At 63.7% G+C, this 24,047-nt stretch carries 20 protein-coding genes; 9 read left to right on the plus strand and 11 right to left on the minus strand.

The genetic code is table 11. The features are described 5' to 3' along the window. Positions 1–2: 2 nt before the first annotated feature. On the plus strand, positions 3–659 hold the full coding sequence (locus tag FJ430_RS02310; protein ID WP_140656073.1) for an amino acid ABC transporter permease: 657 nt from the start codon (positions 3–5) through the stop codon (positions 657–659). Then, the gene (locus FJ430_RS02315; protein ID WP_140702096.1) at positions 656–1,303 is read left to right on the plus strand and encodes an amino acid ABC transporter permease; all 648 of its coding nucleotides are present in this window, start codon (positions 656–658) and stop codon (positions 1,301–1,303) included. Before FJ430_RS02310 ends, FJ430_RS02315 begins: the two co-directional genes overlap by 4 nt. Positions 1,304–1,343: 40 nt before the next feature. Here the strand turns inward: FJ430_RS02315 and FJ430_RS02320 are convergent, their stop codons facing one another. From FJ430_RS02320 to FJ430_RS02335, 4 genes are all read right to left on the minus strand, one after another. Next, a complete protein-coding gene (locus FJ430_RS02320; RefSeq protein ID WP_140702094.1) occupies positions 1,344–2,747 on the minus strand; it encodes an MATE family efflux transporter in 1,404 nt (467 codons plus the stop codon). Between the two features lie 235 nt (positions 2,748–2,982). Then, positions 2,983–5,790 (minus strand): DUF3131 domain-containing protein, encoded by a 2,808-nt coding sequence (locus FJ430_RS02325; RefSeq protein ID WP_140702092.1) that lies wholly within the window; start codon positions 5,788–5,790, stop codon positions 2,983–2,985. Then, positions 5,787–7,064, minus strand: a complete 1,278-nt coding sequence (locus FJ430_RS02330; protein WP_140702090.1) for a glycosyltransferase — start codon at positions 7,062–7,064, stop codon at positions 5,787–5,789. The genes FJ430_RS02325 and FJ430_RS02330 overlap by 4 nt, the downstream gene beginning before the upstream one ends. Next, positions 7,061–8,116 (minus strand): NAD-dependent epimerase/dehydratase family protein, encoded by a 1,056-nt coding sequence (locus FJ430_RS02335; RefSeq protein ID WP_140702088.1) that lies wholly within the window; start codon positions 8,114–8,116, stop codon positions 7,061–7,063. Before FJ430_RS02335 ends, FJ430_RS02330 begins: the two co-directional genes overlap by 4 nt. Before the next feature lie 446 nt (positions 8,117–8,562). Here FJ430_RS02335 and FJ430_RS02340 point away from each other — a divergent pair, with 446 nt between their 5' ends. The 7 genes from FJ430_RS02340 (at position 8,563) to FJ430_RS02370 (ending at position 16,403) form a co-directional block, all read left to right on the plus strand. Continuing rightward, complete coding sequence (locus tag FJ430_RS02340) at positions 8,563–9,909, plus strand: nucleotide sugar dehydrogenase (RefSeq protein WP_140702086.1); 1,347 nt, start codon at positions 8,563–8,565, stop codon at positions 9,907–9,909. Positions 9,910–10,022: 113 nt separating this feature from the next. Beyond that, entirely contained in the window at positions 10,023–10,940 is a 918-nt protein-coding gene (locus FJ430_RS02345; RefSeq protein ID WP_140702084.1) for an AraC family transcriptional regulator, read from the plus strand. Between the two features lie 239 nt (positions 10,941–11,179). Beyond that, positions 11,180–12,454: an ABC transporter substrate-binding protein gene (locus tag FJ430_RS02350; RefSeq protein ID WP_140646794.1), complete on the plus strand. Its 1,275-nt coding sequence runs from the start codon at positions 11,180–11,182 to the stop codon at positions 12,452–12,454. Positions 12,455–12,560: 106 nt separating this feature from the next. Next, a complete protein-coding gene (locus tag FJ430_RS02355) occupies positions 12,561–13,427 on the plus strand; it encodes a carbohydrate ABC transporter permease (RefSeq protein ID WP_140702082.1) in 867 nt (288 codons plus the stop codon). After that, positions 13,424–14,251: a carbohydrate ABC transporter permease gene (locus tag FJ430_RS02360; protein WP_181175207.1), complete on the plus strand. Its 828-nt coding sequence runs from the start codon at positions 13,424–13,426 to the stop codon at positions 14,249–14,251. The genes FJ430_RS02355 and FJ430_RS02360 overlap by 4 nt, the downstream gene beginning before the upstream one ends. Before the next feature lie 16 nt (positions 14,252–14,267). Further along, a complete protein-coding gene (locus tag FJ430_RS02365) occupies positions 14,268–15,314 on the plus strand; it encodes an NAD(P)-dependent alcohol dehydrogenase (RefSeq protein ID WP_140702835.1) in 1,047 nt (348 codons plus the stop codon). Positions 15,315–15,317: 3 nt separating this feature from the next. Then, entirely contained in the window at positions 15,318–16,403 is a 1,086-nt protein-coding gene (locus tag FJ430_RS02370) for an ABC transporter ATP-binding protein (protein WP_140702077.1), read from the plus strand. 27 nt (positions 16,404–16,430) lie between these two features. Here the strand turns inward: FJ430_RS02370 and FJ430_RS02375 are convergent, their stop codons facing one another. The 7 genes from FJ430_RS02375 to FJ430_RS02405 form a co-directional block, all read right to left on the minus strand. After that, positions 16,431–18,017: an FGGY-family carbohydrate kinase gene (locus FJ430_RS02375; RefSeq protein ID WP_140702075.1), complete on the minus strand. Its 1,587-nt coding sequence runs from the start codon at positions 18,015–18,017 to the stop codon at positions 16,431–16,433. Next, a complete protein-coding gene (locus tag FJ430_RS02380) occupies positions 18,014–18,697 on the minus strand; it encodes an HAD family hydrolase (RefSeq protein WP_140702073.1) in 684 nt (227 codons plus the stop codon). Before FJ430_RS02380 ends, FJ430_RS02375 begins: the two co-directional genes overlap by 4 nt. An 82-nt stretch (positions 18,698–18,779) precedes the next feature. Then, positions 18,780–20,258 carry a mannitol dehydrogenase family protein gene (locus FJ430_RS02385; protein ID WP_140702070.1) on the minus strand — a complete coding sequence of 493 codons (1,479 nt, stop codon included), beginning with the start codon at positions 20,256–20,258 and terminating at the stop codon, positions 18,780–18,782. Between the two features lie 166 nt (positions 20,259–20,424). Then, positions 20,425–21,195, minus strand: coding sequence for an L-iditol 2-dehydrogenase (locus tag FJ430_RS02390; protein ID WP_140702068.1), 771 nt, complete (start codon positions 21,193–21,195; stop codon positions 20,425–20,427). A gap of 10 nt (positions 21,196–21,205) precedes the next feature. Next, a complete protein-coding gene (locus tag FJ430_RS02395) occupies positions 21,206–22,210 on the minus strand; it encodes an ABC transporter ATP-binding protein (protein WP_140656029.1) in 1,005 nt (334 codons plus the stop codon). Positions 22,211–22,256: 46 nt separating this feature from the next. Next, positions 22,257–23,081, minus strand: coding sequence for a carbohydrate ABC transporter permease (locus FJ430_RS02400; RefSeq protein WP_140646803.1), 825 nt, complete (start codon positions 23,079–23,081; stop codon positions 22,257–22,259). An 11-nt stretch (positions 23,082–23,092) separates the two neighbouring features. Next, positions 23,093–23,965 (minus strand): carbohydrate ABC transporter permease, encoded by an 873-nt coding sequence (locus tag FJ430_RS02405; protein ID WP_140702066.1) that lies wholly within the window; start codon positions 23,963–23,965, stop codon positions 23,093–23,095. Positions 23,966–24,047: the final 82 nt, after the last annotated feature.

Raw genomic sequence — 24,047 nt, forward strand, 5'->3', positions numbered from 1 at the left:
CCGTGGCCTTCGGCTGGCTTCCAGGCGCTGTGGGCGACATCGCTCACGGCGCGGCCACGACGATCCTGTTGATCGTCGTGACCACGGTGGCGGGAACGCTGCTCAGCATTCTCGGCGCCGCGGGCCGGCGGAACGGCCCCGTGCTGCTGCGTCGGGCCATAGGCTGGTATGTCGAGGTGATGCGCAACACGCCGTTCCTGGTGCAGCTGTTCTTCATCTTCTTCGGCCTGCCCAGCCTCGGCATCAGGCTCGATCCGATCCTGGCCGCGATGCTGGCGATGACGCTCAACATGGCGGCCTATACGATCGAGATCGTCGGGGCCGGGCTTGACGCCGTGCCGCGCGGCCAGGCTGAAGCCGCACTGGCGCTCGGCCTCAGGCCTCGCCAGGTGTTCATCAAGATCGTGCTGCCGCAGGCGCTGAAGGTGATCTACCCGGCGCTGACCAGCCAGATCGTCATCATGATGCTGGAATCGGCCGTGGTGTCGCAGATCGCGGTGCGCGAGCTGACCTATGAAGCCGACATGCTGCAGGCCCGCACCTTCCGCGCCTTCGAGACCTATTTCGTGGTGACGTTGGTCTATCTCGGCCTGTCGATTGGGCTGCGCCGGCTGCTCGTTGCCGGGGGGCGCCAGGCGCTTGGAGCAGGTGTTTCATGATCGAGTTCACCTTCTGGGACATCCTGCGCAACCTGCTGCTCGCCGCCCGCTGGACGGTGCTGTTGTCGCTCGCCGCCTTCATCGGCGGCGCGCTGGTCGGGCTGATCGTGCTGTTCTTCCGTATCGCCAAGACCAAATGGAGCCGGCGCATCGCTTCGGGCTATATCGCGCTGTTCCAGGGCACGCCGCTTTTGATGCAGCTCTTCCTGATGTTCTTCGGCCTGCCGATGCTGGGGCTGCGCATCGAACCGTGGACGGCGGCGGCGCTCGGGCTGACCTTCTTCGCCAGCGCCTACCTGGCCGAGATCTGGCGCGGCGGCGTCGACGCGCTGCCGCGCGGTCAGTGGGACGCGGGCGCGAGCCTCGGGCTGCACTATCTGCAGGAGCTCAGGCTGATCATCCTGCCGCAGGCCTTCGCGATCACCCGCGCGCCGACGGTCGGGTTCCTGGTGCAGCTCATCAAGTCGACGGCGCTGACCTCGATCATCGGCTTCGAGGAACTGGTCAGGACCTCCAACGCCATCAACAACGCGACCTTCGAGCCGTTCAAGGTCTACGGGCTGGTGGCGCTAATCTTCTTCGTCATGTGCTTCCCGCTGACGCAATATGCGCGGCGGCTGGAGCAACGGGCAGGGGCGCGCTGAGCCGGCGCAAGGCTGCCGATCGTGCCGGCAGCCTTTCCTGTCAATGCCCGAAGGACAGCGCCGGCGCGATGCGGTCGCGCCTGAGCCAGCGCGCGAGGAGCAGCGCCGCCACCACGGCTAGCCCCGAGGCCAGGCCGATCCAGATGCCGATACCGTTCAGACCGAAATGGAAGGCGAGCAGCACGCCGAGCGGCAGGCCGACGCCCCAATAGCCGATCGCGGCGTAGATCATCGGCACCTTGGTGTCGTGCAACCCGCGCAGCATGCCGGTCGCGACCGCCTGGGCGCCGTCGAAAATCTGGAACAGCGCGGCGAACATAAGGAACGACACGGCAAGCGTGATCACCCGGGCATTGGCCGGATCGGCGAGATCGATGAAGGCGCTGATCAGCGCATGCGGCCACAGAATCATCACCAGGCCCATCAGCGCCATGAACGAGACGCCGATGACGAAGGCTGTCCAGCCGGCGCGCGAAACGCCTTCCGGGTTGCCGGCGCCGTGCGCCAGGCCGACCCGGACCGTGACCGCCTGGTTGAGCCCGAGCGGCACCATGAAGGAGATCGAGGCGATCTGGATGGCGATCGCGTGGGCTGCCAGCGAATCCGCATCGATCAGCCCCATGAGCAAGGCCGCCGCATTGAAGATCGTGACCTCGAAGGCGAGGATGCCGGCGATCGGCATGCCGAGTCTCAGCAGGCTGCGGAAACGCGGCCAGTCGGAGCGCCAGAAGCGGCCGAACAGACGGTAGCGGCGGAACTTCTTCTCCAGCATCACCACCGCCGCCATGCCCACAAACATCAGCGTGCTGGACAGAGTGGTGGCAAGGCCGGAGCCGGCGATGCCCATCGATTTGACGCCGAGATTGCCGAACATGAACACCCAGTTGACGAAGGCGTTGCAGGCGACCGCGACGAAAACGATGATCAGCGCCCAGCCCGGCCGCTCCAGCGCCGAGATGAAGGAGCGCAGCACGATATAGCCATAGAAGGGCAGCACCGCCCATTGCAGCCAGTGCAGGTAGATGCCGGCCTGATGCGCGAGCTCCGGTTTCTGGCCCATGGCCAAAAGCACCTCTTCGCCATGCGAGAGAAAAATCCAGATCGGGATCGAGATCAGGATCGCCAGCCACAGGCCCTGGCGCACGGTGCGGCGCAGGTCGCGCACCGAATGGCGGCGGCGGCCGAGCTCGGTCGCCATCATCGGCGAGGTCGCCAGCATCAGGCCGAGGCCGAAGATCAGCGGCATGAAGTAGAGGTTGGCGCCGAGCGCGCCGGCGGCGAGCGTATCGGACCCCAAACGGCCCATCATCATGACGTCGGTCGCGGTCATGGCGGTCTGGCCGAGATTGGTCAGCACCATCGGCCAGGCAAGCGTGATCGTCGCCCTGATTTCCTGACGCCAAAGGTTTTCCGGCGCGCGAGCGCCGGCTTCGATCGCAGACATTGTTCTGCTCTTTCAGAACACGGCGCGTCGGCCAAAGGGCCGGAAGCCGCACAACAACGGCGCGAAATGGCGCCATTTGCGTCGCCTTGTGAACGAAATGCGACATGTTGGCAAGGGAGGGGCCCGGCTAGCGATTGATCCAGCCGACGCAACCCGGCGCGACGGCTGCCGCTTCCGCGCCAGGTGACAAAAACGCCGGGCAGCGCGATTCCACCGCCGCAAGGACCGGCGGAGTTCAGGCCTCTGCGCGCAAAATCAGGGGTTTGCGGCCACCGAGTATATAGGCGACAGACTCGAGGATGACGCCGTTGGTGTTGATATCGGTGACCTCGATCCGCTTGCCGGTCCGCTCGGATATGCCCGCGGAAAAACCTATTCCCTTCATCCTGGCGCGCTCCCTGACATGGGCTACGAGCTTTTGCGCGTAGTCGCCCGGCCGCGCCGCGAGCCACAGATAGGCGCCCTTGGAGTTGACCAGCCGCAGCGAGTCGGAAAGCTTCGCCGCCTTCTCGGGCGCCGAGGTCTTCAACGTGTCGACCGGGAAAGTGCCGCCATCGTGGGTCAACTGGTAGCCCTGGTAGGTGAAATAGGGCGGCCCGGCCATGGCGGTCTCTGAAACGCAGGTCAGGATGCCGGTGTCCTGGAAGCGCTTCATCTGGGCGGCGTAGAGGATGTCCGCGATCAGCCGCCCATGCGGTGATGCGCCCAGCTCGATTTCCTCGGTGACATGAGGCTCGGTCGCGATGCGGCCGCGCCGCTGGATTTCCACCATGGCCGCGAGGGCGGCGTCCATGTCGTTGCTCGGATCCGCAGTGCCGAAGACCGGCGATATCGCCTCGCCCCAGAGGCTGTATCCGCGGCCGGCATAGCCGGCATAGCTGTTGTACTGTCCCGACGAAATCTTGCCGGTGTCGCTCACCACATGCATCTCGCCATCCTTGAGGACGGGTCCGAACGACCAATGCCGCACCAGCTTGAACACCGGGAAGGCACCCGCGGTGTAGCTGTCCAGGATCTTCAGCGCGACGAGCAGGCGCCCGGTATCGGCGCTGTCGAAACCATCGCGCTCGCCGCCCCTTGAACTCAGCCGCCGCTCGGTATTTGGAATCTTCACCCCGGCGAAGCTGAAATCGCCCTGGCCCAGGAATGCCAGGATCCGATTGATCATCGTCTCGAATTCGGTCTGGTCGATGATGCGCAGGCGTTGGGCGGAAACCGCCGCCAGGATGTGCGATCCGATATCCCACATGGTGACAAACGGATATCCGGCCTGCTTGCCGGATTCGATCCAGGACGTGGCCGGCGCCATGCCGTTGTAATGCCTTGCGCCCCAGTCGAAATAGGTCCAGGCCAGTTCGGCATCGGCCCTCAGCGCTTCCTCCTCCAGCCAATACGGATCGGGTTTTCTCCAGTCCTTCACCGATACCTCGGCACGGGCTTGCCGGATGCGATCCACCTTCGGCATGGCTGGGCAGACGGCTTTGTAGTATTGCGCGAAATTGACCAGCGTCGTGCCCGGCAGGCCTGCCATCCGGGTGATGGAGTCGAGTATCACCTGCTTCTTTTCGGGCGTTTTGGCGGTGTCAGGGTGGATGCAGAAGACCGCATCATTGTCCTCTCCAAGATAATCGAAGACCTGTTCTTGCGAGAAGTAGGGAAGGTCGCCGGTCCAGGCGGCTTCGAACTTGACGGTATTGGACACATGCAGGACTCCACGCCTGTCGAGACCGTTGAACCAGCGCATGTCGCCCTTCTCGGCGGCGAACATCGGCGTCCCTGTGCCGGCCACGGCATCGAGCGTGTTGTCGTCGAAATCGTCGTTCGGAGGAATATAGGTCAGCGGCAGCCTGCCGGTGGAGCGGTAGATTTCGCTCATGCAGTCCCTGATGAGGTCGACGTCCTTGGCGAGCGAGTTTCCGAGCAGCTCGGAAGGCGTATGGTGCCAGCCATGCCCCGCGATATCGTATCGCTGGTCGGCCAGCATCGATCGCAGAAAGGCCTTGCTGTTTTCGTCCGCCGACAGCAGGCCCGCCTTGGGGGCCGGGATGATGGCGTTGGTGACTGGATAGCCGGCTTCGATGAGGCCCTTGACGAAGGCCATGTGGCTCGGATCGGTGTCGCTGTCGAGACGCAGGTCATCCACCCTGACCACGATGTAGCGCCTGCCGGCAGCGCGGCTCTGTGTATAGAGCCTCTGCGGCGTCAGGACACGCACGGCGCCGGATGAAACCGCCGCAAGCACCGCCTTGGCGACGCCGGCCGCGTAGTCGGCCGCATCGGCATTGGACAGGCCGGCGAGCGCGTCAAAGGGAATTTCAATGATGATCGGGTCGATGTTGGCGGCAAGAGCCGTGATATTCCGCGCAAGCGCGGCCGGGGCCGTCAGCGCGGCTGTCGCATTGCCCGACGTGGCGGATGTTCGCACCGAGGCGACGGTGTTCACAAGGCCGGTGTTGGTCATCCAATAGCCTCCATCCGGAGGCCGCCGGCCGACCTTGTCGTCTGGCTCGCCCGCAAGACGAATGACGGTGCGAATGCCGGCCGACCTCATCGATGCGGCGTCCTGAGGCGATTGCAGCGGCTGATTGGTGGTCAGCGTCAGCGCGGTGATGACGGCCTTGGACTTGTAGCGGTCGAACGCGTTGATCATGAGCGAGAAGGCGGCCTGCATCTCGCCGGCCTGCCGGGCCTGCAGATAAGGATCGGCCGGCGCGATCTTCGTGGCATGGATTCCGAATTCGATGGCGTTTGGAGCCAGTTCCACGGACTGCCTGATCCACTTGGCCAGGCCGGAGCTGTAGCCTGGGATGTCGCCGGGATCGCCCGCCATCTTGATGGTCATGGCGATCGGCAGCCCGGCGGACGAGAAGGCGTTTGCGACAGCTTCGAGCTTGCCTGTGTCGGCGCTGGCGCCGACGCCGCTGACGGTCACGATCAGCGGATTGGGCAGGCGCGCCGCGGCCGTGGCGACACCTCGTCCGGCAACGGCCAAGAGCGGGATGCCGATGCCGCCGAGAAGGACCGAACGCCGGGTTATGTTCATGAGTGCCTCCTGTCGGCGGCTGGAATTGCGTACCGCGCCGGGCTCACCCAGCGGCCATCGGATTTCGCGGAGAAGGATTTGACGAGGGCGCGCAGGAAAAGAGCGGCGTCGAGAAGCCGGATGGCGGGAAAGGCGATGCCGTAGAGCATCAGGCTCGGCCGCTGTTCGATGACCGCGACGACCAGTGTAAGCGCATAATCGACGGCGAGGAACAGAGCGAGGAGAATGACGGGCGAGACCGGCCGTATCGCCAATTGGCCGATCGACAATGCGGGCACTTCAAGGCCTGTCGCCAGATACGCCAGGACGGCCAGCGGCAGAGCGAGCGCGAAAACCGATATGACGAGCAATTCGGCCAGCAAGCCGCCGAGCGAAAGCCAGAAGCGGCTTGGCCAGACGCCATGCCGGCGCACCGTCTGCCAGAAACCCAGATACCAGCGTTGCACCTGCTTGCGGTAGTCGGAGAGGTTGAACGGATCTTCCGACGAGCATCGCGCTCTCGGCGTATAGGCGACGCGGCCCAGCCCTTTGTGCTGCACCTCGAAGGTCATGTTGAAGTCTTCGATCACAAGGCCCGGGGCCGTGATGTCGATCTGGGTCAGGGCCTGGGTGCGATACATGCTTGCAAAGCCGGGCGCGATATAGCTCACGCTGGCCCATTTCCAGGACTGGCCATATTGGAACGCCGTCTGCAGGATCCTGTAGAGACGTGTGCGATAGGCGGCGAAGAGCATATCCAGCGTCGGCAGGCGCTGATCGCGCCAGCGCGACAGGACATGGCCCGCGACGACGCTGACACCCGGATCGTCGAACAGCGGAAGGGCGTGGTCGAAATAGTGTGGGTCGATTTCGGAGTCTGCGTCCTGGATCAGCACCGCCTTGAACCGCTCGCAAAGGCGATAGTGCTTGATCGCCCGGTCTATGGCCTTGGCCTTGCCACCGTTGGGCCGGATATCAAGAGCCCTGCAGCCCAGGCTCCGGGCGATGGAAACCGTGGCGTCTTTCGATCCGTCGCTGGCGACATAGATCTGCCGGGCCGGGATGATCGCCTTGAGGGCGGCAATGCATTTGGGAAGCGCGATCTCTTCATTATGCGCGGGAATGACGACCGCCACATCGGCGACCCTGATGGCGCGAGGGATCGCGGCGGCCTTGCTGCTACCGAGTTCGGCGATGAAGCGCAGCAGCCCGACCGTGCACCAGAATGCGATGTTAATGCCCAGCGACGCGCTGAGAACCATCAAGGTCATATTGAGGGCGGCCGTCGGGCTCATGGCGCGGCGGGCTGCAACCGATCGCTCGGGACCGGCGCGCCGCCGTCCCTCCTGTGCGCGGGGCCGAGAGCCGAGCGGGCAGGCTTGATGCCCATCGCGCGAAGCAGGTCCTGGTAGCTCTGGCGGATGCCTGCTTCCAACGAGATGTTCGGCCGCCAGCCGAGGGCCCGAAGCTTGGTCGTGTCCGGCCAGCGGCCGCGGTGATCCTCGATGAAATGCTCGCGAAAGGCTGCTTCGCCAGCAAGGCCGGTTGCTTTTTTCACCGTTGTGAAGAGGTCGCGCACGGTGATCTGTTCGTCGCCGCCGACATTGTAGACCTCGCCGCTTACTCCCTTTTCGACGACGGTGAGAAGTCCGTTCACCAGATCGTCCACGTGGAGAAAGGTTCGCGTCTGCGTTCCGTCACCATAGATCGGCACGGGCTGGCCGGCGATGAGGCGGGTCAACATCTGTGGGATGACACGCTGATCCTTGGGCGACATGGCCGGACCATAGGTGTTGAAAATGCGTACGATGCGCACCTCGATTCCATATTTGCCGCCCCAGAAGCGGGTCAGCGCCTCGCCGAAGCGCTTGCCTTCCTCGTAGGGGCTGCGCGGCCCGACCGGATCGACCCGCCCGACATAGGTCTCGGGCTGAGGGAAGACGTCCGGATCGCCGTAAGCCTCGGCGGTGCTGGCGAACAGATATTTCGCCTTGCACCTGCGCGTGATCTTCAACAGGTTCAGCGTTCCGGCGGACGAGGCCATCAGCATCTGCTCGCCCAGCCGCTTGATGTTGGGAACGCCCGTTGGACAGGCCAGGTTGTAGACATGGCTGTAACGACGGCGCTGCAACCGCCGGCAGATTGCCGGATCGGCGATATCCATCTTGATGAAGCCGAAATTTGGATGGCGCGACAACTGGTCGACATTCGCCTGGCGACCGGTGGAGAGATTGTCGACGACATCGACCTGCGCGCCCTGATCGAGAAGGCGACGGGCAAGGTTGGTCCCCAGACACCCCGCGCCTCCCGCGATAAGGCATCTGACTTCGTTGCTGTTCATGCTCATCGAGCGACAATCCTCGTTTGCAAAAGAAGAAAGCCGCACCCCCTCATTGTGCGCCTTGCTCCATGAAACGAGGATTTCCCCAGGCAAAGCAACTGATAGTTAATAATATGATAAACAACAGTGGTTAATTACCTTTTTGTAATCGTTGCTTTTTTTGGCGTTCCTTTTTTAAGATGACCTAAAGTGGAACGACTGCGTGCGAAATCGGCACAAGCAGCGCGCTTGACAATCCGCAGAATCTTGATCCTGCCGCGAGCCGCAGTCGCCTTGTTTGCCGGCCCTGCGCAAGGTTCAGCCGCAGACGAAAACTCGTGGCACAGGAGTTGCATCGCGGCCCATGACAACGTGGGGTTATGACGCCGGCTACCAGAAGTCCTGTTCGTCAGAATTCACGGCAATTGCAATGCGGCGCCGGTTCCGGTCAGCCGCCCTGGTGGAGGGCAACAATGACTTTGGTCGAGCAGGCTCGCGGCGCGACACTTCATTCGAAACTTGAATCACGAATGGCCACGATCGGCGTCATCGGGCTTGGCTATGTCGGCCTACCGCTTGCCGCGGTGGCGGCGCGGGCCGGCTTCCGGGTGATCGGCTTCGACATCGACAACAGCAAGGTCGAGAGGCTGAGGGCGGGTCGGTCCTATATCGGCGCCGTTGCCGACGAGGCGCTGCAGGACATCAGCGCTGGCGGGCGTTTCCAGGCGACATCGGACTTCGCGGCCCTCGAAGAATGCGATGTGATATCCATTTGCGTCCCGACGCCGCTGACAAAGCAGCGGGAGCCGGACCTCTCCTTCGTGGAAGGAACGACGCGCGCCATCGCGGCTCATCTGCGCAAGCACCAGCTTGTCGTGCTGGAATCGACCACCTATCCCGGCACCACCGACGAGGTGATGAAGCCCATACTGGAAGCGACGGGCCACAAATCCGGCAGGGATTTCTTCCTCGGCTATTCGCCCGAGCGCGAGGACCCGGGCAGCATCGGCTTCGAAACCGCCACCATTCCGAAAGTTGTCGCCGGCGACGGGCCGGTCGCCGCAAAACTGGTGGCGCTCTTCTACGGCGCGATCGTGGAGAGGGTCGTGCCTGTCTCGAGCATCAAGGTGGCCGAAGTGGTGAAGCTGACGGAAAACATCTTCCGCGCCGTCAACATCGCCTTGGTCAATGAGCTCAAGGTTATCTATTCCGCGATGGGGATAGACATCTGGGAAGTCATCGAGGCGGCAAAGACGAAGCCTTTCGGCTATATGCCGTTCTATCCCGGTCCAGGGCTCGGCGGACACTGCATCCCGATCGATCCGTTCTACCTGACCTGGAAGTCACGCGAGTTCGAAGTGTCGACGAAGTTCATCGAGCTGGCCGGCGAGATCAACGTCTCCATGCCGCACTACGTCATGGCGAAGCTCTCGGAAGCCCTCGACACACAGCTTGGCCTGCCGCTGAGCCAGGCAGCCATCCTGATCGTCGGCGTCGCCTACAAGAAGAACGTGTCGGACGTGCGCGAAAGCCCGGCGCTCAAGCTGATCGAGCTGCTCGAGACACGCACCGCCGACATTGCCTATCATGACCCTCACGTCGCGCGCATCCCGAAGACGCGCAAGCACCCGACGCTGGCCGGCAAGGATTGCATCCGCCTCAACCGCGACTCGATCGCTGCCTATGACGCGGTCGTCATCGTCACCGATCACGACGGGGTCGACTACGGGCTCCTGGCAAACCATTCGCGCCTGATTATCGACACGCGCAACGCCATGCAGCGCAACGGCATCGTCTGCGACCGGGTGGTGAAGGCGTAGGGCATTCGCCGGCCGGCCTGGGTTCCGGCGCGACGGCACGTTCACTTGCCGGAGCTGGGCTGCTACGGATAGCGCCGACGCGGATAGCCGGCGCACCGCGCCGGGAGGAATGGATGCCCTTCAAGCGCAGAAAGAACACCGCCGCGATACCACGCACGGCGCCCGCCTTCGAGCATATCGTGACCGAGGCGAGCGACAGTTTCCTGTGGCGGCTGGACGACTATCCGTGGGAGCGCAATGTCTGGAATTTTCACCCCGAATACGAAATCCATCTTCTGAGGAAATCGTCCGGCGTGGTGCTGGTCGGCGACCATATCGGCGAGTTCGGACCGGGGTACCTGACCATCGTCGGCGGCGGCCTGCCGCATGACTGGGTGACCGCGGTACAGCCCGGCGAGCTGATCCAGGGCCGCGATATCGTTCTCCAATTCGATCCCGAGCGGCTGCGCGGCTCGTCCGGGCTGCTGCCGGAACTGCGCGAGCTGGAGCCGTTCCTGGAACGCTCGCTGCGCGGCATGGTCTTCCATGGCCAGACCGCGATCGACGGCGCCGACCTGATGGAAAGAATGGGAGAGGTGCAGGGACTGGCGAGGTTCCGCCTGTTCCTCGAATTGCTGGATCTCCTGGCCGCCACCGACGAATATAAGCTGTTGTCGTCCCCGGATTTCTCCCCGCTGCTCGACGCCGAGTCGCTCACCATCATCCAGCGCTCGCTGACTTATCTGTTCCAGCATTTTGCCGAGGACCTGAAGCTGCCGGAGGTGGCGGCGTTGGCCGGGATGAGCGAAAGCACTTTTTCCCGCTTCTTCCAGAAGAACACCGGCAACTCGTTCAGCGACCATGTCGCCAAGCTGAGGCTCTGGCAGGCCTGCAAGCTGCTCGCCGATACCGAGATCCCGATCACCGACATCTGCTTCCAGGTCGGCTATATGAACATCTCCAACTTCAACCGAGCCTTCCTGCGCAAGCACAAGATGACGCCGTCGTCCTATCGCAAGCTGTCGCGGCAGCGGCTGACGTTGCGGGCCTGATCGAGCCGGGAGCGGCTACGCTTGATAGCACTGATACTCGTGTGACGGGCAAACTCTGCCGGCGTCATTTTTTGCGCCGCACAATGCATAAAAGTACAGGTCTGCTGCAACGGGGCTTCTAGTCTCGCCCCTTCCAACTCCTCATTTTGGCGACGGGTCGCAATCATGCGGGCGACGTGAGGGTCGCTTAGCCCGCGGACTTGCTACTTCCCGCGCATGTTCCTGGAGGAGAAACATCAATGAAATCAAACCGGCTCGCTGCCAGCCTCGGTGCAGCTTTCGTGCTTACCGCTTCCGTTTCAACCGCAGCCCTGGCACAGGCGCCGGTCTGCTCGGCGCCGGTCAAGGTGCTGGCGCAGCCGCGCGACGGCCTGACGCTGCTGGAGGACTCCAAGGACGAGTTCAAGAAGCTCTCCGGCGCTTCGTTCCAGATCGATTACCTCAACGAGAACGACCGCCGCGCCAAGTCGCGCGCCGATGCTTCCACCGTCGGCAACTACAATGTCTACTATGTCGACGAGGCCAATGTGGCGCTGTTTGCGTCCTCCGGCTGGATCGTGCCTCTGACCGATTATTACCCGGCTGACTATGACTATGCCGATTTCGATCCGGGCCGCCAGAAGGTCGCCACTTATGACGGCAAGGTGTGGTTCGCGCCGCTGACCGGCGGCGGCGACCTGATGGTCTACCGCAAGGATGTGCTGGAGGCCGCCGGCATCCAGCCGCCAAAGACGCTGGACGAGCTGATCGCCGACGTGCCTAAGCTGACCAATGCCGACAAGGGCATGTACGGCATTGCGCTGCGCGGCGCGCGCGGCTCGGGCGCCAATGTCTGGCGCTGGATGCCGTTCTTCAAAGCCTATGGTGGCAAGTGGTTCGACGGCGACAAGCCGGCTTTCAATTCGGACGCCGCCGTCAAGGCGACCGAGACCTACCTGAAGCTGTTCAAGGACTCGGCGCCCGGCACGCAGACCGGCAGCTGGGATGAATCGACCGGCGCTTTCCTGTCCGGCCAGGTCGCCATCCTCGTCGAATCGACGCCGCTGTCGGGCATGGCGGTGGACCCGAAGACCTCGCAGGTGGTCGGCAAGATCGGCTTCCTGCCGCCGCCCTCGCCGCTGCCCGGCGGCGGCTACGGCCACGGGCTTGCCATCGGCACCAAGGCCAATGCGGATGACGCCGCGAAGAAATGCGCCGGCCTGTTCATCGCCTGGGCGACGTCGAAAGAGAACGAGAAGCGCCGGCTCGACGCGCATCAATTCGGCGAGCTGAACCGGACCAGCATCCTCACCAGCAAGGAATTCGCCGATATCTACGGCGCCGATCTCGGCCAGGCGCTGGCCGATACCGGCAAGGTCACGGCGGTGAACTTCTGGCAGGATCCGCGCTGGCCCGATCTCGGCGACCGCTGGGGCATCATCCTGGAAGAGCTCGTCACCGGCACGCGCACCGACATCAAAGGCGGCCTCAACGAGCTCGAGGCCTATGCCAACGAGCTGGTGAAGAAGAAGTAATCCTCCCGCCCGCGGCGCGCGATCCACGGCATTCGTCGGAATGCCGGGATCCCCGCCGCGGGTTCACCCTCGATCCAAGGCACCGCGACAAACCCGAGGATAGGCAATGCGCCGACGCTCTTCCCTGCCGGTCACATTTCTCGTTCCGACGCTCGCCATCCTGCTCGTGCTGTCGATGGTGCCGACGCTCTACGCCATCGTCATCGCGCTGCAGAACCGCGAGCTGAGCTCGCCGGGTTATTCCTGGGTCTGGTTCTCGAACTTCGCCGATCTCTTTACCGACCGCCGTTTCCTCAACGCCGTCTGGGTTTCGGTGAAATGGGAGATCGTCACCGTCGTCGCGACAATGGTGGTGGCGATCGGGCTGGGCGTTTTGATGTTCGAGGCCGCCGGCCCACGCCTTCGCAATTTCTATTGCCTCTTGTTCATCATCCCGGTGCTTTTGCCGCGCGTCTCGGCCGCCTTCGTCTGGAAGTTCGCCTATCACCCGCTCTACGGCATCGCCACCTATCCCTACCGGCTGCTGACGGGCGGCCTCATCTTCGATCCGCTGTCCAAGCCCGCGACCGCTCTGTTCGCCGTCGCCTCGGTCGATGTCTGGCAATGGGGGCTGTTCTTCGCCGTCATCGTGCTGAAGCTGCTCGAGACCTTGCCGCCGCAGCCGATCGAGGCGGCCAGACTCGACCACGCCAAGCGCTGGCAGATCCACGCCTACGTCACCTTGCCGATGCTGAAGGCGCCGCTGATCAGCCTGATGTTCGTCAAGATGATCGAGTCGCTGCGGTCCTTCGACCTCATCTATGTGATGACGCGCGGCGGGCCCGGCGTCGCGACCGAGACGCTCGACATGTACGCCTTCTCGCAAGGCTTCATCGAATCCGGCAAGGTTTCCTACGCGTCGGCCATGGCGGTGCTGATGATGATCGCGACCGTCATCACCTTCACCATGCTGTGGAAGCGGGTGCAGGCATGAAGCCATATCCGATAAGAGTGGGCCGCCTGGTCGCCAAGGCCATCCTGGCGCTGGCCGGATTCCTGGCCGTGTTCCCGTTGGTCTGGACGGCGCTCAACGCGCTCAAGAACAACGTCGACATCATCACGCGCGTGCCGAAAGTGATCTTCACGCCGACGCTCGCCAACATCACCTATATCCTCGGCCGCGACAGCGTGCTGACCGGGCTCTACAACTCGGTCGTCGCCTGCGGCGCGGCGGTGGTGATCGGCATCGCGCTCGGCCTGCCGGCAGCCTATGCGGTGGCGCGCTACCCAAACCGCTTTGCCGGCGACATCCAGTTCTTCGTCTTGTCGCTGCGCTTCCTGCCGCCGGTGGCGGTGGCCATCCCCCTGATGGTGATCTGGCTGCAGGTCGGCCTCTACGACACTTTGCCGGCGCTGATCGTCACCTATTCGCTGCCCACCATCTCGGTGATCATGTGGCTCGCCATCCCAGCCTTCCAGGGCGTGCCGAAAGAGATCGAGGAGGCGGCTTTCGTCGATGGCTACGGCGCCTATTCGGTGTTCTGGCGGATCGCGCTTCCCGTCGCGGCGCGCTCGCTGATCGGCGCCGTCGCCTTCAGCTTCGTGCTGGTCTGGAACGAATTCCTGATCGCGCTGATGCTGTCGAGCTCCAACGCCAAGACGCTGCCGATCGTGGCTTCCGAGCTGTCCCAGCAAGGCATGAACGTGCCGTGGGGAATCCTCAATGCCTCGGTCGTGCTCTTGTCGCTGCCGCCGCTGCTGTTCCTCGGTGTTTTGAGCGGCTTCCTGAATTCCGTTTTCCGGCAAAAGAAAAATTGAAGTGAGGCTCATCCCGATGCGGGCACTGGTGCTTGAGAAAAAAGGCGAACTGTCGCTGCGCGAGATCGCGCTGCCGCAAGACGTCGGACCGGACGACGTCAGGATCGCGATCCACACCGTCGGCGTCTGCGGCAGCGACGTGCATTACTACACGCATGGCGCCATCGGCAGCTATATCGTGCGCCAGCCGATGGTGCTCGGCCACGAGGCCTCGGGAACCATCGTCGAGGTCGGCGCCAATGTCACAAGCCTGAAGGTCGGCGACCGGGTGTGCATGGAGCCAGGCGTGCCGAACCTTGCGTCGCGCGCGACGAAGCTCGGCATCTACAATGTCGACCCCGACGTCCGCTTCTGGGCGACGCCGCCGGTGCATGGCGTGCTCGCGCCCTACGCAGTCCATCCGGCGGCCTTCACCTACAAGCTGCCGGACAATGTCTCCTTCGCCGAGGGCGCGATGGTCGAGCCCTTCGCCATCGGCATGCAGGCGGCGGCGCGCGCCAGGATCATTCCGGGCGATGTCGCCGTCGTCGTCGGCTGCGGACCGATCGGCATCATGATCGCCCTGGCCGCTTTAGCCGGCGGCTGTTCCAAGGTGCTGATCTCGGACTTCTCCGCGCCGAAGCTGGAGATCGCCGCCCAGTATCCCGGCATCGTACCGGTCAATATCGGCAAGCAGTCGCTGGTCGACACCGTTGCGGCCGCGACCGACAATTGGGGCGCCGATATCGTGTTCGAGGCGAGCGGCAGCCCGAAGGCCTTCGCCAATCTGTTCGAGGTCGTGCGGCCGGGCGGCGCGGTGGTGTTGGTCGGCCTGCCGGTCGAAGCGGTCGAGCTCAACGTGCCGGCTGCGATCTCCAAGGAAGTGCGCATTGAAACCGTGTTCCGCTATGCCAACATCTTCGACCGCGCCCTGCAGCTCATCGCCTCCGGCAAGGTCGACCTCAAGCCGCTGATCACCGGCACCTATGATTTCTCCGAGAGCATCAAGGCGTTCGAGCGCGCCGCGCAAGGCAAGCCGCAGGACGTCAAGCTGCAGATCCTGCTGACCGGCGAGAAGGGATAAGGAATGTCCGCCATCGTTTGCTCCCATGTCGACAAGGCCTATGGCGCCACGACGGTCATCCGCGATCTCAATCTCTCGATCGAAGAGCATGAGTTCGTCGTGTTCCTCGGCCCGTCCGGCTGCGGCAAGTCCACGCTTCTCAGGATGCTGGCGGGGCTGGAGGACATCAGCGGCGGCAAGGTGTCGATCGGCGGCAAGGTGGTGAACGACCTCGATCCAGGCGACCGCGGCATCGCCATGGTGTTCCAGAATTATGCGCTCTATCCGCACATGACGATTTTCGACAACATCGCCTTCGGACTGAAGCGGCAGAAGGTGCCGGCGGCCGAAATCAAGAAGCGCGTCGAGGCGGTCGCGAAAACGCTTGGCCTCGAACCCTATCTCGGCCGCAAGCCGACCGAGCTCTCCGGCGGCCAGCAGCAGCGGGTGGCGATCGCGCGCGCCATGATCAAGACACCGAAAGTGTTCCTGTTCGACGAACCGCTGTCCAATCTCGACGCCAAGCTGCGCAACCATATGCGGGTCGAGATCGCGAGGCTGCACCAGTCGCTGAAGACCACGACCGTCTATGTCACGCATGACCAGCTCGAGGCGATGACGCTGGCCGACCGCATCGTCTTGTTGAAGGACGGCGTGATCGAGCAGATCGGCTCGCCGGCGGAAATCTATCGCCGTCCCGGCAATCTGTTCGTGGCCGGCTTCATCGGCACGCCGAACATGAATTTCATCGAGGCCATGGTCGGCCGCACAGGCGATGGCTGGACGTTGACCGGCGCGGGGACAGTGCTGTCGGTCGAGGGCAGCGACTTCTACCTGCAGCATGGCGATCGCGTGGTGCTCGGCATCCGGCCTCCGGATCTGAAGACGGCGGAAGCCGGCGCGGGAAACCTGCTGCAAGGCACCGCCGATCTCATCGAGTTCCATGGCAATGACGCGCTGGTGACGTTCGGCTTTGGCGGCAAGGAGATCAGCGCGCTGGTGCCGGCCCGCGAATGCCCGCAGCAGAGCGCGCCGGTGCGCTACACGTTCGACGAGGAAAGCATCCATCTGTTCGACGCCGAGACAGGCAAGTCGCTGCGCAGGCAGTAGAACGGCGAGAGCGTTCCTGGAATCGCCCTATCCGATCGCGTCGAGCATCTGCCGCTGGCGATGCATTTCGAGGAATATCCGGTAGTCGCGGTCGAAGCGAGCTCCGGCGGCTTTGTTGGGCGCGCGGATCTTGCCGCCCTGTTGCATGGCGACGCAGGCGGCGTTGAGATCGGGATAGATCCCGGCGGCGGTCGCCGCCACCATGCCGGTGCCGAGCAACACCGCCTCGTCGGCCAGCGGCTCGACAACCGTGCAGCCGGTGGCGTCGGCGTAGAGCTCCATCAAAAGCGGGTTCTTGGTGTGGCCGCCGGTGACATGCAGCGTGTCGATCAGATAGCCGTTCTCGTTCAGCGCCTCGAGCACATGGCGCACGCCGAGCGCGATGCCGACGGCGGTGCGCCAGTAGAGCTTGCAAAGGCTGTCGAAAGAGGAATCGAGCGTCAGGCCGCTGATGACGCCGACGGCGTGCGGGTCGGCGAGCGGCGAGCGGTTGCCGTGAAAATCCGGCAGCACATGCAGCCTTGCGGCCAGCGCATCGCCGTCCTCGGCGCGCAGCTCGGCGACGCGCCCGGCGATCTTCATATGCATGGCCGCGTCCGGCTCGCCGCCGGCGCCATGCCAGCGGATGATGTGGTCGAGCAGCGCGCCGGTGGCCGACTGGCCGCCTTCCGACAGCCACAGCGTCGGCAATGCCGCGCCGAAATAAGGGCCCCAGACGCCGGCAAAAGGCTGCGGGTCGGGCGACATCGCCATGACGCAGGACGATGTGCCGGCAATCAGCGCCAGATGCCGGCCGATGTCCTTCTCGTCGCCGGCAAAGCCACCCAGAACGCCGAGCGCGCCCGCATAGGCGTCGATGACGCCGGCGCCGACCCGGCATTTTTCAGTGAGGCCAAGTTCAGCCGCGGCCTCGGCCGTCAGCGGACCGATATCGGCGCCGACGGGGCTGGCCTTTTCCGGCAGGTTGGCGTGCTCGAACAGGTCGCCGAGACCGACAAGTTCGAAGAAGTCGCGCCGCCAGCTTTTTTCCTCATGCGCGAGATAGGTCCATTTCGCCGTCAGCGTGCATTGCGAGCGGGCGAGCGAGCCTGATGCCTTCCAGGTCAGGAAATCGGCGAGATCGAATAGATAGCCGGCTTCATTCCATGTCTTCGGCAGATGACGCTTCAGCCACATCAGCTTCGGCGTTTCCATCTCCGGCGACATCACACCGCCGATATAGTCGAGCACGGCGTGGCCGCTCGTGGTGCATTCGTCGGCCTCGGCGATGGCGCGATGATCGAGCCAGACCATGGTGTCCCAGCGCTTCTCGCCGGTGACCGAGACGCTGATCTGGCTGCCTTGCCTGTCGCGCGCGACCAGCGAGCAGGTCGCGTCGAAAGAGATGCCGGCGATATCGCTAGCGGCGACGCTGGATTTCTGCAGAGCGGACCGCACGGATTTGCACACCGCCGACCAGATATCTTCCGAATCATGCTCGGCGTGATCAGGCTTGGGCTGATGCATGGCGATCGGATGATCGGCGCGGCCGAGCAGATTGCCTTCGGAGTCGAGAATGCCCGCGCGAGCGCTCCCGGTGCCGACATCGACCGCGCAAACGAAACTCTTCGTCAAGATGCTTTTTCTCTCGCTCCCAGGCCTGCAATCAGATCGGGCAATTGCAGCATGTCAGCGAATATAAAGTCCGGTTCCGTCGACGCAAGCCGCGCCTTGAGGGCGGGGTTGGACGCGTGCGAGCCACCGGTGAAGGCAAAAACGCGCATGCCCGCCGCGCGGGCCGCGGCAACGCCGGCGGGGCTGTCCTCGATCACCAGGCAACGGCGCGGATGCGCCCGCATGCAGGCGGCGGCATGCAGGAAAAGGTCGGGCGCCGGCTTGCCGCGCTTGACCATGCTGGCGCTGAACAGATGCGGCTCCAGCAAGGGAAGCAAGCTGGTGACGTCGAGCGCATAGCGGATGCGCTCCAGCGTGCCGGAGGAGGCGACGCAGCATGGCAGGCCAAGCTTCGGCAGCACCTCTTTGACGCCTGGGATCGGCTTCAATTCCTCGCGGAATTTGCGCATCAGGTCGACGCGCATGGCGGTCAGATGCTCGTCGCTGATCTCCAACCCGAAATCGCGGCCGAGGATCTCGCGCACGCTTTTCATGCTCTTGCCGAGGAAATGCTCGTAGGCGGCGTCCTCGCCGACCGTGCCGCCGGCGAGCTCGATCATGCCAAGCAGCGCCGAGACGGAAAGCGCCTCGCTGTCGACCAGCACGCCGTCACAGTCGAAGATGACCAGTTCCGGCGTCATGGCTGTTGCTTCCAGCTAAGCAATTCCAGGAAAGTTGTGAGCGGTTTTCCGCCCGGAATTGCGTCAAAAGAGATCGAGGCTTTCAGAGCTTGCCGGCGAGATAGCGCGTCAGGGTTTCATGCGCGCCCTGCGCCCACAGCACCTTCAAGGCGTGGGCGAAGGCTTCGGCGAAGACGGGCGAGCGGCCGACATCGCCATAGATATCCTCCATAGCCAGCCAGGCCTTCGGATCGTCCTTCGCCGCTTTCGCGGTCGCTTGCATGCGGTCCCAGCTCGGGTCGTTCGGCTCGATGACGGCGCCGCTGTCGGTGGTGCCGAAGCAGTAGCGGCACCACAAGGCCGATTCCAGCGCGAGACCGGCGACGCCCTCGCCCGCCTTCAGCCGGTCGGCGATCGTCGGGATGATGAATTTCGGCTGACGATTGGAGCCGTCGAGGCAAAGCCGGCGGATGGTGTCGCCGATCTTCGGGTTGGAGAAGCGGCGCTCGATGAGCTGGTAATAGTCCTCCAGATCGATGTCGGGCACGGGCGGCACGGTCGGGATGATCTCGTCATGCTCGAGCTTCGACAGGAAGCCGCGCACCAGCGGCTCCTGCATGCCTTCATGGACGAAATGGATGTCCATCAGCCCGGCCGGATAAGCGATCGTGGCGTGGCCGCCATTGAGGATGCGGATCTTCATCAGCTCGTAAGGCGAGACGTCCTTGACGAACTGCACGCCGACCTTTTCCAGCGCCGGGCGGCCGGCGGTAAAACGGTCCTCCAGCACCCATTGCTTGAACGGCTCGCAGAACACCGGCCAATTGTCCTCCAGCCCGAAATCGTCGGCGAGGATCTTGCGCTCTCGGTCGCTGGTGGCCGGGGTGATGCGGTCGACCATGCCGTTCGGGAAGGCGACCTTGTCCTCCACCCATTTCGCCAGATCCTCGTCGATCAGCCTGGCAAGGCCGATCACGCCGTCGGAGGTGACGTGGCCGTTATGGGGGATGTTGTCGCAGGACATGACGGTGAACGGCACGATGCCGTCGGCGCGCCGGCGCAGCAGGCCGGCAAGGATGATGCCGAAGACGGTCTTCGGCGCAGCACCCGGCTGGGCGTCGGCGACGATGTCGGGATGGGCCGGGTTGAACTTGCCGGAGGCCGGGTCGATGAAATAGCCGCCCTCGGTGATGGTCAGCGAGACGATCTTGATCGCCGGATCGGCGAGTTGGTCAATGATCGCGGCCGCGTCGCCGGGCGTCAGGAAATCGATCATGGCGCCGGTGACGCGGGCGCTCATATGACCCTGGTCCTGCTCGACGACCGTGGTCAGCCAGTCCTGTTCCTGGAGCTTGGAACGGCCGATCTTTTCGCCCTCGAACACGCCGGCGCCGATCAACGCCCAGTCATGGCCCTCGCCGGTGCCGAACAGGTCGTCGAGATAGACCGCCTGGTGCGAGCGGTGGAAATTGCCGACGCCAAAATGGACGATGCCCGCCTTCAGGGCGGAGCGGTCGTATTTCGGGCCGGCGACCTTGGCCGGCAGCCTGGCGAGGTTCGAGGAAGAGAGTTTCACGGTCATCTCATTTTACCCTTTGGCCGATCCGCAGCCCGACTGTTTACGCCTCCTTGGGGAGAGCGAGGATGAGGGGCAACACCTGGTGTTCCAGCATGCCGCCCCTCACCCGCCCCATGGCGTCTTCTCCGGAGGAAAGAAGAGAAGCGCCTTCCCCCTCAGCCCATCCCGGTCAACTCATCCATTGGCCGCCATCGACATTGTAGGTCTGGGCGACAATGTATTCGGCCTCGTCGCTGGCGAGGAAAACCGCCATGCCGGCGAGGTCCTCGGGCTTGCCCATGCGACCGTAAGGAACGCCTTCGCCGACCAGACGCTTCTTCTCGCCCTTGGGCCGGTTCTCGTATTTGGCGAACAGCGCGTCGACCTGATCCCACATGTCGCTGTCGACCACGCCCGGCGCGATGCCGTTGACGTTGATGCGATGCTTGATGAGATCGAGACCGGCCGATTGAGTGAGCGAGATGACCGCGGCCTTGGTGGCGCAATAGACGGCGACCAGCGGCTCGCCGCGACGGCCGGCCTGGCTCGCCATGTTGATGATCCTGCCGCCCTTGCCGCGTGCGATCATCGAGCGGGCAGCCGCCTGCAGCATGAACAGCGTGCCGGCGACGTTGACGGAGAACAGTTTTTCGTAGCTCGCCTTGGTTATCTCGACGATCGGCGCAAGGTCGAAGACCGCCGCGTTGTTGATCAGCACATCCAGGCCGCCGGTCCTGGTCTCGACTGCTTTCACTGCCGCGTCGATCGAAGCTTGGTCCGTGACGTCGAGCTTCACCGCGTAGGCGGCCGCGCCGATCGCTTTCGCCGTCGCTTGCGCCGTTTCCAGGTCGATGTCGGCAATCGCCACCGTCGCGCCTTCGCGCGCATAGGCTTCGGCGAAGGCCCTGCCGATGCCGCGCGCCGATCCGGTGATCAGCGCCGATTTGCCTTTCAGCCTCACTTTGCCGTCCTCACTGGGCCAGCGCCTTGCCGTCGGCGCCGAAGCGATGGAGCTTGGCCTTGTCGGGGGTCAGGTAGACGGTATCGCCGTGTTTCACGCCGACCTCGCCGTCGGCGCGGACGTTGACGGTGCCGATACCGTCCGCCTGGACGTGCAGGAAAGTGTCGGAGCCAAGATGCTCGGCGACGCCGACCGTCGCCTTCCAGTCGCCCGACGTGGTCGAGATGTTGAGATGCTCGGGCCGGATGCCGATGGTCTTGGCGCCGTATTTGTCAGCCGGCGCGCCCTCGATGAGGTTCATCTTCGGCGAGCCGATGAAGCCGGCGACGAAGAGGTTCTTCGGCGTCTTGTAGAGCTCCATCGGCGAGCCGACCTGCTCGATGTTGCCGGCGTTGAGCACGACGATCTTGTCGGCCATGGTCATGGCTTCGACCTGGTCGTGGGTGACGTAGATCATCGTCGTCTTGAGCTGATGGTGCAGCTCGCTGATCTCCAGGCGCATGGTGCCGCGCAGTGCGGCATCGAGGTTGGACAGCGGCTCGTCGAACAGGAAGGCCGAGGGCTGGCGCACGATGGCGCGGCCGATGGCGACGCGCTGGCGCTGGCCGCCGGACAGCTGGCCGGGGCGGCGCTCGAGATAGTTGGTGAGGTTCAGCACGCGGGCTGCGTCCTTCACCTTCTTGTCGATGGTCGCCTGGTCCTCGCCGGCCATCTTCAACGGGAAGGCGATGTTCTTGGCGACCGTCATATGCGGATAGAGCGCGTAGGACTGGAACACCATGGCAAGCTTGCGTTTGGCCGGCGCCTCGCCGGTGACGTCGCGGCCATCGATGCTGATGGTGCCGCCGCTGGTGTCCTCGAGCCCGGCGATCAGCCTGAGCAACGTGGACTTGCCGCAACCCGATGGGCCGACGAACACGACGAACTCGCCGTCATCGATGTTGAGGTCGATGTCCGGAATGATCACCGTCGACCCGAAGGACTTGGAGACGTTCTTGAGCGTGATGTTTCCCATGGTTTCCTCCCGGGGATGGTCTTCGTCGTCCGCCGCTCGGGCGTCGTTACTTCACAGCGCCAAAGGTGAGGCCGCGCACCAGCTGCTTCTGGCTGAACCAGCCCATGATCAGGATCGGCGCGATCGCCAGTGTCGAGGCCGCAGAAAGCTTTGCCCAGAACAGACCTTGCGGACTGGAGAAGGAACTGATGAAGGCCGTCAGCGGCGCGGCATTGGTGGTGGTGAGCCGGATGGTCCAGAACGCTTCGTTCCAGGCGAGGATGATGTTCAAGAGCATGGTCGAGGCAATGCCCGGAACGGCCATCGGCGTCAGTACATAGATGATCTCGTTCCACAGCGAGGCGCCGTCCATGCGCGCGGCCTCGAGGATCTCGCCCGGGATCTCGCGGAAATAAGTGTAGAGCATCCACACCACGATCGGCAGGTTGATCAGCATCAGCATGACCATCAGGCCGATGCGGCTGTCGAGCAGGCCGGTGTCGCGGAAGATCAGGTAGATCGGGAACAGCACCGCGACGGCCGGCATCATCTTGGTGGACAGCATCCACATCAGGATGTCCTTGGTGCGCTTGGTCGGCGAGAAGGCCATCGACCATGCCGCAGGGACCGCGATCAGCAGCGCCAGGATGGTCGAGCCGACCGACAGCAGCACCGAATTGAAGAAGAACTTGAAATAGCCGCTCTGCTGCTGGACCTCCGAATAGCTCTCGAAGGTCCCGGATGGGATCAGGGCGAAGCCTTGGATCGCCTCCTGCTCGGACTTGAACGAGGTGATGATCGTATAAAGGATCGGAAAGAAGATCAGCAGGGCGACGATCCAGGCCGCGGCCGTGGCGATGGTCTTGTGCTGGGTGGTGACTGCGCGTGCCATCTTGTCCTCCCTTACTTGTCGAGGTTCTTGCCGACGGCGCGCATGGCGAAGAAGGCAACGATGTTGGCGAGAATGACGGCGATCACGCCACCGGCGGACGCCTGGCCGATTTTGAACTCCAGCAGCGCCTTCTGGTAGACGAGGAAGGGCAGGTTGGTGGAGGCATAGCCCGGGCCGCCATTGGTGGTGACCAGGATCTCGGCGTAGATCGAGAGCAGGAAGATGGTCTGGATCAGGATGACGACGGTGATGGCCCGCGACATGTGCGGCAGCGTCAGATACCAGAAGCGGCTGAGGAAGCCGGCGCCGTCCATCTCGGCCGCCTCCTTCTGCTCGCCGTCGAGCGACTGCAGCGAGGTGAGCAGGATCAGCGTCGCGAAGGGCAACCACTGCCAGGCGACGATGATGATGACCGCCGTCAGCGGGTGCTGGCCGAACCAGTCGATCGGCTGGGCGCCGAAGAAGCGCGCAATGTCGGCGAAGACGCCGTATTGCGGGTGCATGATCATGTTCTTCCAGACCAGTGCGGCCACCGGCGGCATGACGAAGAACGGCGAGATGACCAGGATGCGCACGATCCCCTGACCCCAGATCGGCTGATCGAGCAGCAGCGCAAGAAGAATGCCGCCGATGATGGTGATCAGGAGGACCGCCACGACGATGGTCAGCGTGTTGAGAATGGCGGCGAAGAACGCCGGATTGTCGTAGAACAGCCTGTAGTTGGAGAAACCGACAAAGCCGTCGCGGATCGGGTTCAGCGGATTGTATTGCAGGAACGAGAACCACAGCGTGAACGCGAGCGGCACGATCATCCAGATGAACAGCAGGATCACCGATGGCGCCATCATGAAACGCGCAAGCGAACGGGTTTGCTGAGTAGCCATGACGGTCACCCTCCCAAGGTCAGCCGGATTTTCAGAGTTGTCCCAGAATTTTCCCGATTTTGAAGGGTGGCCGCCCGAACTG

It is taken from the genome of Mesorhizobium sp. B2-8-5, assembly GCF_006440675.2.
GTDB lineage: Bacteria > Pseudomonadota > Alphaproteobacteria > Rhizobiales > Rhizobiaceae > Mesorhizobium.